Origin of the sequence: Streptococcus sp. CF8-6 (assembly GCF_024295845.1) — a bacterium.
Lineage (GTDB): Bacteria > Bacillota > Bacilli > Lactobacillales > Streptococcaceae > Streptococcus > Streptococcus oralis_BO.
Genome location: NZ_JANCOF010000009.1, coordinates 18,602 through 34,130, shown reverse-complemented (window position 1 = coordinate 34,130; position 15,529 = coordinate 18,602). Strand labels below are relative to the sequence as shown.

The 15,529-nt window shown below is 41.6% G+C and carries 21 protein-coding genes; all 21 read left to right on the top strand.

What is annotated here, in order from left to right; genetic code table 11:
* Positions 1-39: 39 nt before the first annotated feature.
* Positions 40-270 carry a bacteriocin-like peptide BlpU gene (gene blpU, locus NML69_RS09740; protein ID WP_254726624.1) on the top strand — a complete coding sequence of 77 codons (231 nt, stop codon included), beginning with the start codon at positions 40-42 and terminating at the stop codon, positions 268-270.
* Positions 271-272: 2 nt separating this feature from the next.
* Positions 273-392: a PncF family bacteriocin immunity protein gene (locus tag NML69_RS09735; RefSeq protein WP_001829206.1), complete on the top strand. Its 120-nt coding sequence runs from the start codon at positions 273-275 to the stop codon at positions 390-392.
* Between the two features lie 272 nt (positions 393-664).
* Positions 665-1,702, top strand: a complete 1,038-nt coding sequence (locus NML69_RS09730) for a thioredoxin domain-containing protein (RefSeq protein ID WP_213988870.1) — start codon at positions 665-667, stop codon at positions 1,700-1,702.
* Between the two features lie 251 nt (positions 1,703-1,953).
* Positions 1,954-2,202 (top strand): Blp family class II bacteriocin, encoded by a 249-nt coding sequence (locus NML69_RS09725; protein WP_125840955.1) that lies wholly within the window; start codon positions 1,954-1,956, stop codon positions 2,200-2,202.
* Positions 2,203-2,217: 15 nt separating this feature from the next.
* A complete protein-coding gene (locus NML69_RS09720; RefSeq protein WP_049537864.1) occupies positions 2,218-2,427 on the top strand; it encodes a Blp family class II bacteriocin in 210 nt (69 codons plus the stop codon).
* Between the two features lie 954 nt (positions 2,428-3,381).
* Positions 3,382-3,630: an immunity protein BlpZ gene (gene blpZ, locus NML69_RS09715; protein WP_254726622.1), complete on the top strand. Its 249-nt coding sequence runs from the start codon at positions 3,382-3,384 to the stop codon at positions 3,628-3,630.
* 30 nt (positions 3,631-3,660) lie between these two features.
* A complete protein-coding gene (locus tag NML69_RS09710; RefSeq protein WP_254726620.1) occupies positions 3,661-4,272 on the top strand; it encodes a CPBP family intramembrane glutamic endopeptidase in 612 nt (203 codons plus the stop codon).
* A 162-nt stretch (positions 4,273-4,434) separates the two neighbouring features.
* Positions 4,435-5,229 carry a cell cycle regulator CcrZ gene (gene ccrZ, locus NML69_RS09705; RefSeq protein ID WP_000363019.1) on the top strand — a complete coding sequence of 265 codons (795 nt, stop codon included), beginning with the start codon at positions 4,435-4,437 and terminating at the stop codon, positions 5,227-5,229.
* The gene (gene trmB / locus NML69_RS09700) at positions 5,226-5,861 is read left to right on the top strand and encodes a tRNA (guanosine(46)-N7)-methyltransferase TrmB (protein WP_001266088.1); all 636 of its coding nucleotides are present in this window, start codon (positions 5,226-5,228) and stop codon (positions 5,859-5,861) included. The genes ccrZ and trmB overlap by 4 nt, the downstream gene beginning before the upstream one ends.
* Positions 5,862-5,987: 126 nt before the next feature.
* Positions 5,988-6,467, top strand: coding sequence for a ribosome maturation factor RimP (gene rimP / locus NML69_RS09695; RefSeq protein ID WP_254726628.1), 480 nt, complete (start codon positions 5,988-5,990; stop codon positions 6,465-6,467).
* Between the two features lie 42 nt (positions 6,468-6,509).
* Positions 6,510-7,646 (top strand): transcription termination factor NusA, encoded by a 1,137-nt coding sequence (nusA, locus tag NML69_RS09690; protein ID WP_000032277.1) that lies wholly within the window; start codon positions 6,510-6,512, stop codon positions 7,644-7,646.
* 21 nt (positions 7,647-7,667) lie between these two features.
* Complete coding sequence (locus NML69_RS09685) at positions 7,668-7,961, top strand: RNase P modulator RnpM (protein WP_000857560.1); 294 nt, start codon at positions 7,668-7,670, stop codon at positions 7,959-7,961.
* The gene (locus NML69_RS09680) at positions 7,954-8,253 is read left to right on the top strand and encodes a YlxQ-related RNA-binding protein (RefSeq protein ID WP_001041399.1); all 300 of its coding nucleotides are present in this window, start codon (positions 7,954-7,956) and stop codon (positions 8,251-8,253) included. Before NML69_RS09685 ends, NML69_RS09680 begins: the two co-directional genes overlap by 8 nt.
* Positions 8,254-8,269: 16 nt before the next feature.
* Complete coding sequence (gene infB / locus NML69_RS09675) at positions 8,270-11,056, top strand: translation initiation factor IF-2 (protein WP_254726618.1); 2,787 nt, start codon at positions 8,270-8,272, stop codon at positions 11,054-11,056.
* A gap of 250 nt (positions 11,057-11,306) precedes the next feature.
* Entirely contained in the window at positions 11,307-11,657 is a 351-nt protein-coding gene (rbfA, locus tag NML69_RS09670) for a 30S ribosome-binding factor RbfA (protein WP_001273599.1), read from the top strand.
* A 256-nt stretch (positions 11,658-11,913) separates the two neighbouring features.
* Entirely contained in the window at positions 11,914-12,693 is a 780-nt protein-coding gene (locus tag NML69_RS09665; RefSeq protein WP_198459254.1) for a hypothetical protein, read from the top strand.
* Between the two features lies 1 nt (position 12,694).
* Positions 12,695-12,877: a hypothetical protein gene (locus tag NML69_RS09660; RefSeq protein WP_198459255.1), complete on the top strand. Its 183-nt coding sequence runs from the start codon at positions 12,695-12,697 to the stop codon at positions 12,875-12,877.
* Between the two features lie 261 nt (positions 12,878-13,138).
* Positions 13,139-13,372, top strand: coding sequence for a DUF1858 domain-containing protein (locus tag NML69_RS09655; RefSeq protein WP_000368739.1), 234 nt, complete (start codon positions 13,139-13,141; stop codon positions 13,370-13,372).
* On the top strand, positions 13,372-14,706 hold the full coding sequence (locus tag NML69_RS09650) for a DUF438 domain-containing protein (protein WP_198459256.1): 1,335 nt from the start codon (positions 13,372-13,374) through the stop codon (positions 14,704-14,706). The genes NML69_RS09655 and NML69_RS09650 overlap by 1 nt, the downstream gene beginning before the upstream one ends.
* A gap of 9 nt (positions 14,707-14,715) precedes the next feature.
* A complete protein-coding gene (locus tag NML69_RS09645; protein ID WP_000119707.1) occupies positions 14,716-14,970 on the top strand; it encodes a DUF1912 family protein in 255 nt (84 codons plus the stop codon).
* A gap of 97 nt (positions 14,971-15,067) precedes the next feature.
* The gene (locus tag NML69_RS09640) at positions 15,068-15,463 is read left to right on the top strand and encodes a helix-hairpin-helix domain-containing protein (protein ID WP_000038700.1); all 396 of its coding nucleotides are present in this window, start codon (positions 15,068-15,070) and stop codon (positions 15,461-15,463) included.
* Positions 15,464-15,529 lie beyond the last annotated feature (66 nt).

Sequence of the window (15,529 nt, the reverse complement as noted above, 5' to 3'; positions counted from 1 at the left end):
AACAGGATAAAAATTAAAAATAAAAAAGGAGTATTTGTCATGAATACAAAAATGATGTCACAATTTAAGATTATGGATACTGATATGCTCGCTTGCGTTGAAGGTGGTGGTTGCAATTGGGGAGATTTTGCCAAAGCAGGTGTTGGAGGAGGAGTAGCAAGAGGTCTTCAACTAGGCATTAAAACAGGAACATGGCAAGGTGCTGCAACTGGTGCTGTGGGTGGAGCTATACTTGGAGGTGTAGCCTATGCAGCAACATGTTGGTGGTAATTATGGATTTTAAAAGTTTTATAATTGGTTTAGTAGTTGGTATATTTGGTCCTTATATGGATGATTTAATTAGAAAAATATTTTCAAAATCTCCCAAAAAGGATACGGATAGTACCCCGTAAAAAATAAATTTCTCCCCTGTATTTGCTAGCTTAATTTACAGGGGAGTTTCTTTAATTTTGTTTAGCCTGTCAAAATGATATGTGATAGCAGGATGAAAAGTCTACAAACAAGTTGGTATCAATACAATATAAAGAGGAAAGTATGTTTTTCATACTTGCTTTTTTAATTTTTTTACAATTCAAGACGTTTCGATGACCATTTAAGATTTAGATGAATTTGTAATCTTAAATAAGGTAAGATAGAGATAACAAATGTAAAGGAGTATTCCTATATGAGGAAACAAAAGATAAAATCGCTATTACTTGTACCACTTGTATTTGCATCTATTACTACGGGTGTTGTATATGCAGAAGAACAGACTACTTCTTCCTCTATTCAGGCTAATGATAGTTCTGTTGTGGCACCAGATTTGCCATCGGCTAAGGAAAATGTGGAGCATAAACCTTCCGTTGTAACTCCCGAGGAGTATGAGCAGAATGTTGCGGAATTTAAAAAGATAGATATTGAAGCCGTTCGTCAATCTTTTACAGAGGATCAATTGGAACATACTATATATTTTGGTAGAAAAACTTGTTCTCATTGTCGTCAATTTTCTCCTGAATTGAAAGAATTTAATAACTTGATTGAAAAGAAGTTAGAATATTATGATTTGGATGGTAAAGATTTTGACGGGGAAGCGAGAGAGTTTCTATTTAAAAAAGTCGGTATTCCAGGAACACCAACAATTTTGTATTTAAAAAATGGACATCCGATATCTGGATGGGTTGGTGGGGGAGCGACTGCACAACAGGTGTATGATTATATGTACTCTAGAAACTCACCTAAGCAAACGGAAACAATAGCATCTTCTGAGGATACAGTAACAGAAAGTGTGCATGATGAGAAAACTAGAAATGACAGCATGAGTACTAGTGATAAAGTTGTAAGTGAAAGTAAAGGTATGAGTGATGAAAAAAGAACCGAAATGAAAATATCCAATGATAATCCCAATTCTAATAGTGAAAATAGTGGGAAAGTGGAGAGTATAAACTCAACTTCCAAAGCTAAAACTACTCAATCTGGCGATTTAGCAATGTTAGACAATAAGAATCAATTGGAAACTCTCAAACCTATTTTTGATGCTGCTCAAGAAAATAAAACTCCTTTAACCGATGTTAAGGGGCTTGATTATGTAAGCCAATCTATTACTTCTAATGAAAAATTATTACCGAAAACAGGAGAGGAAGAAAGTTACCAACTGATTCGGCTAGCTGTCGCGTTTTTTATGGCTTCTATAATGATTAAAGTGAAACAAAAAATTCATAAATAAAAATAGATGGTAAACAGGTGCAATGATATTATTTGTTTGTAATAACATATGGCTAGAATTTTCCTATAGACAAGAGTGAAAGGGCAAGTATGTTTTTAATGCTTGCTTTTTAAATTTTTTAACAATTCAAGACGTTTCGATGACAATTCAAGATTTGGATGAAAAAAATTAATAAACGATGATATACTAAACTTGTCAAAGTTGCAACAAGACAAAAATTAAAAATTAAAAATAAAAAAGGAGTATTTGTCATGGATACAAAAATGTTGTCACAGTTAGAGGTTATGGATACTGAAATGCTGGCTAGCATTGAGGGAGGAACTGATTGGGGAACAGTAGGAAAAGGAGCTGTCTATGGAGCAGGTATCGGAGTTGCTATGTGTACGGTAGGAGGACTCCTTACTGGTGGTTCCGCATGGGCTATGACTGCTGGCTGTGCTTGGGCTGGAGCTAAACTTGGTGGTGCTTTTACTGCAATTGCTGATAATATTTGGCCATAGAAGGGAGTAGAAATTATGTTTGATTACAAAATAGTAGACAATCAAGAATTAAGTAATATTTCTGGAGGTGGATTGGGAGGAGATGTAGTTGTAGGAGCCTTGTCGGGTGCATTTCAGGCAGGACAATCTTGTATTGCTGGAGGCCCTCAAGCTTATTTGATTTGCGCAACAGGGGGCGCTATAGTAGGTGGCATTATAGCTTTTGGATTGAGACCCCCAAAATAGTTTAAAAAAGGAATGGGTATTAATATGTTAAATGGAACTATGATTCAGCTTATACTCATTGCAATTTGTTGTGTGTACATTATTTTTAACACCAAGGCTGATAAAAACCCAAAGAGAGGATATCGTACAGCTTTGTACCTTTTCGTTATGGCTGGTATTATATCCTATATTATGAATTATCTGAATTGGTTAGATTTTTTCTTACTGATAACTCCGATAATGTGTCTATTTAAATTTGAAGATAAATGGAGTTAGCAACATTTGACACTTCAATAGGTTATTAACTATCCTTTGGCTCATTGTCAACTGTAGTGAGTTGAAGAAAAGCTAAGATCGAGAAAGGACTAATTTCGTCCTTTCTTTTTTGAGTACGACGGGCATGACGTTTATTTGATGTGTAAGTCCTCCGTGTGCACCCGCTACCGGTGAATTCAATAGCGATTCTCAAGCCCGACTATCGTGAGGTAGCGGGGAGAAGAAGGCATAGCGAAATCATGGCTTAAAGAACAGTAGTAAGACACGTTTAGAGGATAAAGTGGCTTCACACTCTAAAGCACAAATAGGTATACCTAATCCATATATTTAAATCACGAGAGTGTACGAGAAAAGATGTACGACTTATCTATTGATGTGAGGTTCTGATGAGAGCTGAAAGCATGGTAACAACGAATCATGAGAAGTTAGTCAATCCTATAGTAGTCAGGAAAATTCTATATTGGAAGTGGAGCGAAAGGTGAACAATTGAAAGTAGAATTGTCTGTTTTGATTATTTGTTTGATAGGATGGTAGTATGAAAATATAAATGGTGACTATTCAGATCTATTTAATTTGTGCAGCTGGTGGGGGCGGCAGTTTCGGTTTTATGGCCACATTAGAGGATTTGATTGGTATATAGAGTTATTAATCCAGGTATTTCTTTGAGTTTATACTCTCTATGCTGTATAGGAATACATCATGTATAAACACTTATTTTTCCTAGATTCAAAAACCTTAGACTGGTTGACGCCCTATATTCTAGTCTTGGCTTCTGACACCATTGCCTTTAATGTTTTTGTGCTAACCTTTATATCTGTTGTGATCTTTTATTTCCTAAATCCCATGTTAGCTTTAATGGCTATATTCTTAGGGGCTGGTTATGTGGTCGGATTTTGGTTACTCAAATGGTTTGTTTTGGAAAGGCTAGAGCTAAAAGATGACGTGTAGGGAAGTCTGTTTGGTGGGGAGGATAGTTTTATGAGAATTTTTAATAAATGTCATGCCTTGTTTTTGGGATTTTTAGTCTTTGCAATCGTTGGTGCAGCGGGATATTCCGTCAATCAAGGGGATTATTTTCAACACCAGTATACATTCATTGTTGTAAAGAGTCTCTTGCTTTTCCTTAGTTTTGGCTATGCGAAATGGTTTGACATGATTTCTTTTGGTATGTTAAGCAAGAAACAACTCTTGCTGTTCATTGGAATCTTTCTTCTTACGGTGCTGGTAAATATAGGCTATCATGCTTTTTTCTCAGTTGTTTCTGGTGCTTCGGCTCAACACCTTGAGGAAACGAGTAAAGGACTGTCGCTTTCCTTTATTGTTAGTGCTACAGTTTTGGCACCAATCCAGGAGGAACTCATGTTCAGAGGACTTTTTCAGGGGGCTATATTTGAAAATTCTTGGTTAGGGCTTGTACTGACTTCCTCTCTCTTTTCTTTCATGCATGAACCTTACGATGTGCCTTCGTTTTTCTATTATCTACTTGGGGGCTTGTTGCTGGGGGTTGCTTATAAAAAGAGCCAAAATTTGTGGGTTTCTACTCTAGTCCACATGTCTTACAACAGTTTGCCACTTTTAACTTATTTCTAAAAATCATGAAAAGGTAAGCAGACGATGATGCTTGCCTTTTTCTTTTCATAATAATGGCTAAAGCCAATCTAGAGGCTTTTCTTTGAGAATTGGGTGTGGACTGGTTGACGAATAGACCAAAAACTAGTAGAATAGTAAGGAAACTTTATACGGAGGAAATAAATGGACTTGGGTGATAATGAGCTAACGCTGACCCCTATCCCTGGGAAGAGTGGCAAAGCTTATATGGGAAGCTACCCTGATGGGAAGCGCGTCTTTGTAAAAATGAACACCTCTCCAATCCTACCTGGCCTAGCCAGAGAACAAATCGCTCCTCAATTACTATGGACTCGTCGTTTGCCAGATGGCCGTGATATGTGTGCTCAGGAATGGCTGACGGGTAAAATCTTGACCCCTTACGATATGAATCGCAAGCAGATTATCAATATCTTGAACCGCCTTCACCGCTCGCGTCCTTTGATGAAGCAGTTGAGCCGTTTGGGATACACCATGGAAACACCAGTTGATTTGCTACGTTCTTGGCAGCAAGGAGTTCCAGAAATCTTGAAGCAGAATCACTATTTGAACAGTGTGATTGCTGAGCTAGGTAAGACGGTTCCAGGTTTTAGGGAAGACCATGCAACGATTGTGCATGGGGATCTTCGTCATAGTAATTGGATTGAAACAGAGAGTGGACTCGTTTATCTAGTAGATTGGGATTCGGTTCGTCTGACGGATCGTATGTTTGATGTGGCGCATTTGCTATGTCATTACATTCCGGATCATCAGTGGCGCCAATGGTTGAGAGACTACGGCTATAAGTACAATCAGACAGTGTTAGATAAATTGTATTGGTATGGTCAGTATTCTTACTTGAACCAGATTGCCAAATACTGTGAAAATCAAGATTTAGACAATGTAAACCGGGAGATTTACGCCTTGCGCGTCTTCCGTGACAAGTATGGAAAGAAGAGATGAGAGTTAGAAATCGTAAAGGGGCGACAGAATTACTAGAGGCCAATCCTCAGTATGTGGTCCTCAATCCCTTAGAAGCTAAAGGGAAATGGCGAGACTTGTTTGGAAATGATCATCCTATTCATGTTGAAGTTGGAAGTGGGAAAGGGGCCTTCGTATCTGGAATGGCCAAGCAAAATCCTGACATCAACTACATTGGGATTGACATTCAAAAGTCGGTCTTGAGTTATGCCTTGGACAAGGTGCTTGAAGTTGGAGTGCCCAATATCAAATTGCTGTGGGTAGATGGTTCAGATTTGACAGACTACTTTGAAGACGGTGAGATTGATCGTCTCTACCTAAACTTTTCAGATCCCTGGCCTAAAAAACGCCATGAAAAGCGTCGTTTGACTTACAAGAGTTTCTTGGATACCTTCAAGCGCATCTTACCTGAGAATGGGGAAATCCATTTCAAGACAGATAACCGTGGCTTGTTTGAGTACAGTCTAGTGAGCTTTTCTCAGTATGGTATGAAACTCAACGGTGTTTGGCTGGACTTGCATGCTAGTGATTTTGAAGGCAATGTCATGACAGAGTATGAGCAAAAATTCTCCAGCAAAGGTCAAGTGATCTACCGAGTTGAAGCAGAATTTTAAGAAATAGCTTGAAAACCAGCCGTTTGAGTGCTTATGCTTTACATAAATTGATAAACGTGCTATACTGATAGTAAGAATATGAGAAAGAGAGGCGGGGAAATATCTTCGCCTCTTGCTTATGAGGAGGTGGACGCAATCGCAACAATCGTAGAATTAGTCAGAGAAGTTGTGGAACCTGTCATCCAAGCGCCTTTCGAGCTCGTGGATATCGAGTATGGAAAGATTGGCAGTGACATGATTCTCAGTATTTTTGTAGATAAACCTGAAGGAATTACCTTGAACGACACGTCAGACTTGACAGAAATCATCAGTCCTGTCCTAGACACTATCAAGCCTGATCCCTTCCCAGAACAATATTTCCTAGAAATTACCAGTCCAGGCTTGGAACGTCCTTTGAAAACCAAGGATGCTGTCGCTGGAGCGGTTGGGAAATACATTCATGTCGGGCTCTACCAAGCCATTGATAAGCAAAAAGTCTTTGAAGGAACCTTGGTATCCTTTGAAGGGGATGAGTTGACTATGGAGTATATGGACAAGACACGTAAGAAAACCGTCCAAATTCCATACAGTTTAGTATCAAAAGCACGTTTAGCAGTAAAACTATAGAAAAGAAAGGATAGCTTTTGAGGATTCAAAAGTAAAAAGAACATGAGTAAAGAAATGCTAGAGGCCTTCCGCATTTTGGAAGAAGACAAGGGAATCAAAAAAGAAGACATCATCGACGCAGTAGTAGAGTCGCTTCGTTCCGCTTATCGCAGACGCTATGGTCAATCTGACAGCGTAGCTATTGACTTCAATGAAAAGACAGGTGACTTTACAGTTTATACTGTCCGTGAAGTTGTTGATGAAGTATTTGATAGCCGTTTGGAAATCAGCTTGAAAGATGCTCTTGCCATTAATTCAGCCTATGAGCTTGGTGACAAAATCAAGTTTGAAGAAGCACCTGCTGAGTTTGGTCGTGTAGCAGCCCAATCTGCCAAACAAACCATCATGGAAAAAATGCGCAAGCAAACACGTGCCATCACTTACAATACTTATAAAGAACATGAACAAGAAATCATGTCTGGTACGGTAGAACGCTTTGACAACCGTTTCATTTATGTTAACCTTGGCAGCATCGAAGCCCAATTGTCCAAACAAGACCAAATCCCTGGAGAGGTGTTTGCTTCCCATGACCGTATCGAAGTCTACGTTTACAAGGTTGAAGACAACCCTCGTGGTGTCAATGTCTTTGTTAGCCGTAGCCATCCAGAAATGATCAAACGCTTGATGGAGCAAGAAATTCCAGAAGTCTACGATGGAACTGTTGAAATCATGAGCGTAGCCCGCGAAGCTGGTGACCGTACGAAAGTTGCCGTTCGTAGCCACAATCCAAACGTGGACGCTATCGGGACAATCGTTGGACGTGGTGGTGCTAATATCAAGAAAATCACCAGCAAATTCCACCCTGCTCGTTACGATGCTAAGAGCGATCGCATGATTCCTGTCGAAGAAAATATCGACGTTATCGAGTGGGTAGCAGATCCAGCTGAATTTATTTACAATGCCATTGCTCCTGCAGAGGTTGACCAAGTTATCTTTGATGAAAATGATAGCAAACGTGCCTTGGTTGTAGTTCCTGATAACAAGCTTTCTCTTGCAATCGGTCGTCGTGGACAAAACGTTCGTTTAGCAGCTCATTTGACGGGTTACCGTATCGATATCAAGTCTGCAAGCGAGTTTGAAGCTATGGAAGAAGCAGGTCAAGTGGATTACGCAGCTGCGGATGAATTGATCGAAGAATAAAAGCTGCTAGAGGAGGGAAAGATGAAAACAAGAAAAATCCCTTTGCGCAAGTCTGTTGTATCCAATGAAGTGATTGACAAGCGTGATTTGCTCCGCATTGTCAAGAACAAAGAAGGACAGGTCTTTATCGATCCGACAGGCAAGGCCAATGGTCGTGGCGCTTATATCAAGCTAGACAATGCAGAAGCCCTAGAGGCCAAAAAGAAGAAAGTCTTTAACCGTAGCTTTAACATGGAAGTGGAAGAAAGCTTTTATGACGAGTTGATCGCCTATGTGGATCACAAAGTGAAAAGAAGAGAGTTAGGACTTGAATAAGCAAAAGATAAGTAATCTCTTGGGACTTGCTCAACGAGCAGGCCGGATCATATCAGGTGAGGAATTGGTGGTCAAGGCCATCCAAGACCAGAAAGCCAAGCTAGTCTTTCTAGCACAGGATGCTGGTCCCAATCTGACCAAGAAGATTCAAGATAAAAGTGACTATTATCAAGTAGAAGTTATAACCGTGTTTTCAACACTGGAATTAAGCATAGCAGTCGGAAAATCGCGAAAGGTTTTGGCTGTGACAGATGCTGGATTTACAAAGAAAATGAGGTCTCTTATGGAATAGAAGAGGAGGACATGATTTGTCTAAGAAAAGATTGTACGAAATCGCAAAAGAACTTGGAAAAGAAAGTAAAGAAGTTGTAGCGCGTGCAAAAGAGTTGGGCTTGGATGTGAAAAGCCACTCATCGAGCGTGGAAGCTGCTGCTGCTGAGCAAATCGCAGCTAGCTTTAAACCTGCACCTGCTCCTAAGGCAGAAGCAAAACCTGTAGCACCAAAAGCAAGTGTAGAAAAGAAAGCTGAAAAACCTGCATCATCTAAACCAGCTGCCGCAAAGGAAGAAAGCAAATCAGCTACACCTGCAGCTCCTAAGGAAGAAAAAGTAGTGGCCGCAAGACCACAGAGTCGAAACTTCAAGGCGGAGCGTGAGGCGCGTGCCAAAGAGCAGGCAGAGCGACGCAAACAAAACAAGGGCAACAACCGTGACCAACAACAAAACGGCAACCGTCAGAAAAATGACGGCCGTAATGGTGGTAAACCTGCTCAAGGGAACCGCGACAATCGCCGATTTAACGACCAAGGGAAAAAACCACAAGGTCAAGGGAATCGTGGCAATGATCGCCGTCAGCAACAAGACTTCCAGCCAAAACAAGCTGGTCCACGTGTTGACTTTAAAGCCCGTGCAGCAGCCCTAAAAGCAGAGCAAAATGCAGAGTACGCACGCTCAAGCGAGGAGCGCTTCAAACAATCGCAAGCAGCCAAAGAAGCCTTGGCTCAAGCTAATAAACGCAAGGAACCAGAGGAAATCTTTGAAGAAGCTGCTAAGCTAGCTGAACAAACGCAGCCAGCAGTAACAGTAGCTCCTGTAGCGAAAGAAGCGCCAGTGGATACACGTCGTAAAAAACAAGCTCGACCAGACAAAGAACGTGATGATTATGATCACGAAGAAGATGGTCCTAGAAAACAACAAAAGAATCGAAGCAGTCAGAATCAAGTGAGAAATCAAAGAAATAGTAACTGGAATAACAACAAGAAAAATAAAAAAGGGAACAAGCAAAACAACCGTAACCAGACTCCAAAACCTGTTACAGAGCGTAAGTTCCACGAATTGCCAACAGAATTTGAGTATACAGATGGTATGACTGTTGCGGAAATCGCAAAACGTATCAAACGTGAACCAGCTGAAATCGTAAAGAAACTCTTTATGATGGGTGTGATGGCCACACAAAACCAATCCTTGGATGGAGAAACCATCGAACTCCTCATGGTGGATTACGGTATCGAAGCCAAACAAAAGGTTGAAGTGGATAATGCCGACATCGAACGTTTCTTCGTCGAAGATGGTTACCTCAATGAAGATGAATTGGTTGAGCGTCCACCAGTTGTAACCATCATGGGACACGTTGACCATGGTAAAACAACCCTCTTGGATACCCTTCGTAACTCTCGTGTTGCGACAGGTGAAGCAGGTGGTATCACTCAGCATATCGGTGCCTACCAAATCGTGGAAAATGGCAAGAAGATTACCTTCCTTGATACACCAGGACACGCGGCCTTTACATCGATGCGTGCGCGCGGTGCATCTGTTACCGATATTACCATCTTGGTCGTAGCGGCCGACGACGGGGTTATGCCTCAGACTATCGAAGCCATCAACCACTCAAAAGCGGCCAACGTTCCAATCATCGTAGCTATCAACAAGATTGATAAACCAGGTGCCAACCCGGAACGCGTTATCGGTGAATTGGCAGAGCATGGTGTTATGTCAACAGCTTGGGGTGGAGATTCTGAATTTGTTGAAATCTCAGCAAAATTCAACCAAAATATCGATGAACTCTTGGAAACAGTCCTTCTTGTAGCTGAAATCCAAGAACTCAAGGCAGACCCAACAGTTCGTGCGATCGGTACCGTTATCGAGGCTCGCTTGGATAAAGGAAAAGGTGCGGTCGCAACCCTTCTTGTTCAACAAGGTACCTTGAATGTCCAAGACCCAATCGTTGTCGGAAATACCTTCGGTCGTGTCCGTGCCATGACCAATGACCTTGGACGTCGTGTCAAGGTTGCAGGTCCGTCAACACCAGTTTCTATCACAGGTTTGAACGAAGCGCCAATGGCGGGTGACCATTTTGTTGTTTACGAAGATGAAAAATCTGCGCGTGCAGCAGGTGAAGAGCGTGCGAAACGTGCCCTTATGAAACAACGTCAAGCTACTCAACGTGTCAGCCTTGAAAACCTCTTTGATACGCTTAAAGCTGGTGAACTTAAATCAGTTAACGTGATCATCAAGGCCGACGTACAAGGTTCTGTTGAAGCCCTTTCTGCCTCACTTCAAAAAATTGATGTGGAAGGTGTCAAAGTGACCATCGTCCACTCAGCAGTTGGTGCCATCAACGAATCTGACGTGACCCTTGCCGAAGCTTCAAATGCCTTTATCGTTGGTTTCAATGTACGCCCTACACCACAAGCGCGTCAACAAGCAGAAGCCGACGATGTTGAAATCCGTCTCCACAGCATTATCTACAAGGTTATCGAAGAGATGGAAGAAGCTATGAAAGGGATGCTTGACCCAGAATTTGAAGAAAAAGTCATCGGTGAAGCAATTATCCGTGAAACCTTCAAGGTATCTAAAGTGGGAACCATCGGTGGATTCATGGTTATCAACGGTAAGGTTACCCGTGACTCTAAAGTCCGTGTTATCCGTGACGGTGTCGTTATCTATGACGGCGAACTCGCAAGCTTGAAACACTACAAAGATGACGTTAAGGAAGTTACAAACGGTCGTGAAGGTGGATTGATGATTGATGGCTACAATGATATCAAGACTGATGATGTGATTGAGGCGTATGTCATGGAAGAAATCAAACGTTAAGATTTTTGCTCCTTTCTTAGGTGGTGAGGGACGCAAGCAAACCGATGGTTTCATTGCTTATTTTTGAGCCTAGAGTCTCAAAAATCCCCTGTGATGGGACTGATAAATTAGTCCCATCACTTTCACCACAGCGAAAGAAGCGGATGAGTTCAAATTGAACTTCGTTTCAATTTGAGCTGAAAATCAATAAATTTAAAAATAGCTAGGTCTGCTGGCCTAGCTTTTGGTTCAAAGTAGAGAAAGGAATATCATGGCAAATCATTTCCGTACGGATCGTGTGGGCATGGAAATCAAGCGTGAAGTCAATGAGATTTTGCAAAAGAAGGTCCGTGATCCGCGTGTCCAAGGTGTGACCATTACAGATGTTCAGATGCTGGGGGATTTGTCTGTTGCCAAGGTTTACTACACCATTTTGAGTAACCTTGCTTCGGATAACCAAAAAGCTCAAATCGGGCTTGAGAAAGCAACTGGTACGATCAAACGTGAACTTGGTCGCAATTTGAAATTGTACAAAATCCCAGATTTAACCTTCGTCAAAGACGAGTCCATAGAATATGGAAACAAGATTGACGCAATGCTACGCAATCTGGATAAGAACTAATACTCTTCGAAAATCAAATTCAAACCATGTCAGCGTCGCCTTGCCGTACTCAAGTACAGCCTGCGGCTAGCTTCCTAGTTTGCTCTTTGATTTTCATTGAGTATAAGAAAGAGGGTCACCCCTCTTTTTTGTTTCCAGAGCATGATTATTACTATTTGACGATGTATTCATCTGCTAAAAATCGGTTTAAAAAATTTGTAAATTTCAAATAGTATGATATGATAAAGTCTGATATGAATGAAAAACGGAGAGACATATGGCTAAACAAGATATAGCTATGCAAGTGCTGCAACAAGTAGTAAAATTACCCGTGGTCAAAGTTGATCGGGAGAAATTTTTAGTAGAAAAGTTTTCAAAGGAATTAGATCGTAAGGATATTCCAACTTTGATTGAACAAGGACCGACTTCTTTGTTGCCTCAAGAAAGCTTGGATCGCGTGGCCAAGGCCTGTATTAAGGACAATGTCCTGTTAGCCAGTGGAACATCGGTGTTAGCAGGTCTACCTGGAGGTCTTGCTATGGCGATCACTATCCCGACAGACGTAGCCCAGTTTTATGCTTTTTCATTGAAATTAGCTCAAGAACTAGGGTATATTTACGGATTTGATGATCTTTGGGCATCGCGCAATGAGTTGAGTGAAGATGCTAAAAACACGCTTTTACTGTATCTCGGTGTGATGCTGGGAGTAAATGGTGCAGGTGCCCTACTTCGATCAGGCGGTGTGACAGTAGCCAAACAAGTCATAAAAGTAGTGAACAAGAAAGCTTTGACAAAGACGCTCTGGTATCCTATTTTAGAAAAAGTTTTGAAAATTTTTGGTGTTAATCTGACAAAAGGAGGCTTAGTTAAAGGGATGGGGAAAGTGATTCCTATCTTAGGTGGAGTCATTTCTGGTGGCCTAACCTTTGCGACCATGAAGCCAATGGGAGAAAGATTGCAACAGGAATTGTCCAAGCTAGTCAACTACAATGAAGTGCAATATCAAAGAGACGTTGATACTATTCGAAAAGAGGTCGAAATCATCGAAGGAGAGTAATATGGGATTCATTAAAATTCTAGCCAAGACTTACGGGAATTACTTTTTTGTGATGCAAAGCCTCAAAGTCCTGAAGAACATGAAAAAAGATGACAATGCTCTAGTAGGTTTCGGGAAAGTACTGCTTGCTGACAAGTTGATGGATGTAGCCCAGTGGCTCGCAAAACCAGACGATAAGGAATAACTTGAAATGAAAGAAACTAGCAGGAACTCCGCTGCTAGTTTTTTAATCTCTTCCCATATGGTATAATATAAGCAGTAAAATCATTTTATACTCTTCGAAAATCTCTTCAAACCACGTCAGCTTCACCTTGCCGTAGGTATAGATTACTGACTTCGTCAGTTCTATCCACAACCTCAAAGCAGTGCTTTGAGCAGCCTGCGGCTAGCTTCCTAGTTTGCTCTTTGATTTTCATTGAGTATTAGAACATACATGGAGGTCGTCATGGACAATATCATCGATGTGTCAATTCCCGTTGCAGAAGTGGTGGATAAGCATCCAGAAGTCTTGGAAATCCTAGTGGAACTGGGTTTTAAACCACTTGCTAATCCCTTGATGCGCAACACAGTCGGTCGCAAAGTATCGCTTAAGCAGGGTTCTAAACTTGAAGGAACTCCTATGGACAAGATTGTCCGCACACTGGAAGCGAATGGCTACGAAGTGATTGGATTAGACTAATGGCAGATGAACGGATTCATATCCTACGGGATATTTTGCTAGAATTGCACAATGGCGCCTCTCCCGAGTCAGTTCAGGAGCGTTTTGATGCAACCTTTACAGGTGTCTCAGCTATTGAGATTTCCCTCATGGAGCACGAGCTGATGAACTCAGACTCAGGTGTTACCTTTGAAGATGTCATGGAGCTCTGTGATGTCCATGCCAATCTTTTTAAAAATGCTGTTAAGGGCGTTGAAGTGGAGGATACCGAACACCCTGGCCACCCAGTTCGCGTCTTCAAGGATGAAAATCTGGCCCTTCGTGCAGCCTTGATTCGCATTCGGAGATTGTTAGATACCTATGAGACTATGGAAGATGAGGAAATGCTGGCAGAGATGCGCAAGGGTTTGGTCCGTCAAATGGGACTTTTGGGGCAATTTGATATCCACTACCAGCGCAAGGAAGAGCTCTTCTTTCCCATCATGGAGCGCTATGGTCACGATTCACCTCCAAAAGTGATGTGGGGAGTGGATGATCAGATCAGAGAACTCTTTCAGATAGCTCTAGCGACGGCTAAGGCACTACCAGAAGTTACAATTAGCACTGTAAAGGAAACTTTCGAAGCTTTTGCGACAGAGTTTGAAAGTATGATTTTCAAGGAAGAGTCCATCCTCCTCATGATTCTTCTTGAGTCCTTCACCCAGGATGACTGGATTCAGATTGCGGAAGAGAGCGATTCCTATGGCTATGCTATCATCCGTCCGTCTGAGAAATGGGTTCCAGAAAGACAGAGCTTTGTTGAAGAAAAGAGTGCAGAGGAGCCAGTACAACTAGACACGGCAGAAGGTCAAGTTCAGCAAGTCATCAATACGCCTGAAGGCCAGTTTACTATTACCTTTACCCCTAAGGAAAAGGAAGCGGTGCTGGACCGTCATAGTCAACAGGCTTTTGGGAATGGCTATCTCTCCGTCGAGCAGGCCAACCTCATCCTCAATCACCTCCCTATGGAGATCACTTTTGTTAATAAGGACGATATTTTTCAGTATTACAATGACAATGCGCCAGCTGATGAGATGATTTTCAAACGGACGCCGTCCCAAGTCGGGCGCAATGTAGAACTCTGTCATCCGCCCAAGTACTTAGACAAGGTAAAGGCTGTTATGAAAGGTCTTCGTGAAGGGGTCAAGGACAAGTATGAGATGTGGTTCAAGTCAGAGTCGCGAGGCAAGTTTGTCCACATCACCTATGCTGCGGTACACGATGAAAACGGAGAATTCCAAGGAGTGCTGGAGTATGTTCAGGATATCCAGCCCTACCGAGAGATTGATACGGACTACTTCCGTGGATTAGAATAAGGAGAATCAATGAGTTACGAACAGGAATTTATGAAGGAATTTGAGGCCTGGGTTAATACCCAGATCATGATCAACGACATGGCGCACAAGGAAAGTCAAAAAGTCTACGAAGAAGACCAAGACGAGCGTGCCAAAGATGCCATGATTCGCTACGAAAGCCGCTTGGATGCTTATCAGTTCTTGCTGGGTAAGTTTGAAAACTTCAAGGCAGGCAAGGGATTCCATGATTTGCCAGAAGGCTTGTTTGGTGAGCGAAACTATTAAAATACAGATACTTTCTTGATTTTTTGCCAAAATCTTGATAGAATATCTTTATTAAATCCTTGTCAGAGCAGGGATTTTTTATTGAAAGGATTTTATCATGTCAAAGAAACTCCAACGGAAAAAACAATTGCGAAATAGCCTTCGTCGCTCAGGTGCATTTTCAAGTACGGTGACCAAAGTTGTCGAAGAGACCAAGAAAGTTGTGAAACACGCAGAAAAATCTGCTAGCGAAGCAGGAAAAGTTGTCTCTAAAAAAGTGGAACAAGCAGTAGAAGCGACCAAGGAACAAGCTCAAAAAGTAGCCAATTCAGTAGAAGATTTCGCAGCGACTTTGGGTGGCCTTTCAGTAGATCGTGCTAAGACTTTCTACGATGAAGGAATCAAGTCAGCTTCTGACTTCAAAAACTGGACTGAAAAAGAACTCCTTGCCTTGAAGGGAATTGGTCCAGCTACCATCAAGAAATTAAAAGAGCACGGAATCAGCTTCAAGTAATCTTTCTTGAGCCTTGCATTTCTGAGAAAAACTTGCTACAATAGAGCCATTAGAGGTGTTTTGGAT

Bases quoted from the DNA above. Each gene is read 5' to 3' on its own strand.
- trmB (WP_001266088.1), top strand. From the start codon at position 5,226: ATGAGAGTTAGAAATCGTAAAGGGGCGACAGAATTACTAGAGGCCAAT.
- NML69_RS09725 (WP_125840955.1), top strand. From the start codon at position 1,954: ATGGATACAAAAATGTTGTCACAGTTAGAGGTTATGGATACTGAAATG.
- nusA (WP_000032277.1), top strand. From the start codon at position 6,510: ATGAGTAAAGAAATGCTAGAGGCCTTCCGCATTTTGGAAGAAGACAAG.
- NML69_RS09735 (WP_001829206.1), top strand. From the start codon at position 273: ATGGATTTTAAAAGTTTTATAATTGGTTTAGTAGTTGGTATATTTGGT.
- NML69_RS09645 (WP_000119707.1), top strand. From the start codon at position 14,716: ATGAGTTACGAACAGGAATTTATGAAGGAATTTGAGGCCTGGGTTAAT.
- NML69_RS09685 (WP_000857560.1), top strand. From the start codon at position 7,668: ATGAAAACAAGAAAAATCCCTTTGCGCAAGTCTGTTGTATCCAATGAA.
- NML69_RS09665 (WP_198459254.1), top strand. From the start codon at position 11,914: ATGGCTAAACAAGATATAGCTATGCAAGTGCTGCAACAAGTAGTAAAA.
- NML69_RS09640 (WP_000038700.1), top strand. From the start codon at position 15,068: ATGTCAAAGAAACTCCAACGGAAAAAACAATTGCGAAATAGCCTTCGT.
- NML69_RS09655 (WP_000368739.1), top strand. From the start codon at position 13,139: ATGGACAATATCATCGATGTGTCAATTCCCGTTGCAGAAGTGGTGGAT.
- blpZ (WP_254726622.1), top strand. From the start codon at position 3,382: ATGTATAAACACTTATTTTTCCTAGATTCAAAAACCTTAGACTGGTTG.
- NML69_RS09710 (WP_254726620.1), top strand. From the start codon at position 3,661: ATGAGAATTTTTAATAAATGTCATGCCTTGTTTTTGGGATTTTTAGTC.
- NML69_RS09650 (WP_198459256.1), top strand. From the start codon at position 13,372: ATGGCAGATGAACGGATTCATATCCTACGGGATATTTTGCTAGAATTG.
- rbfA (WP_001273599.1), top strand. From the start codon at position 11,307: ATGGCAAATCATTTCCGTACGGATCGTGTGGGCATGGAAATCAAGCGT.
- NML69_RS09730 (WP_213988870.1), top strand. From the start codon at position 665: ATGAGGAAACAAAAGATAAAATCGCTATTACTTGTACCACTTGTATTT.
- blpU (WP_254726624.1), top strand. From the start codon at position 40: ATGAATACAAAAATGATGTCACAATTTAAGATTATGGATACTGATATG.
- ccrZ (WP_000363019.1), top strand. From the start codon at position 4,435: ATGGACTTGGGTGATAATGAGCTAACGCTGACCCCTATCCCTGGGAAG.
- NML69_RS09720 (WP_049537864.1), top strand. From the start codon at position 2,218: ATGTTTGATTACAAAATAGTAGACAATCAAGAATTAAGTAATATTTCT.
- NML69_RS09660 (WP_198459255.1), top strand. From the start codon at position 12,695: ATGGGATTCATTAAAATTCTAGCCAAGACTTACGGGAATTACTTTTTT.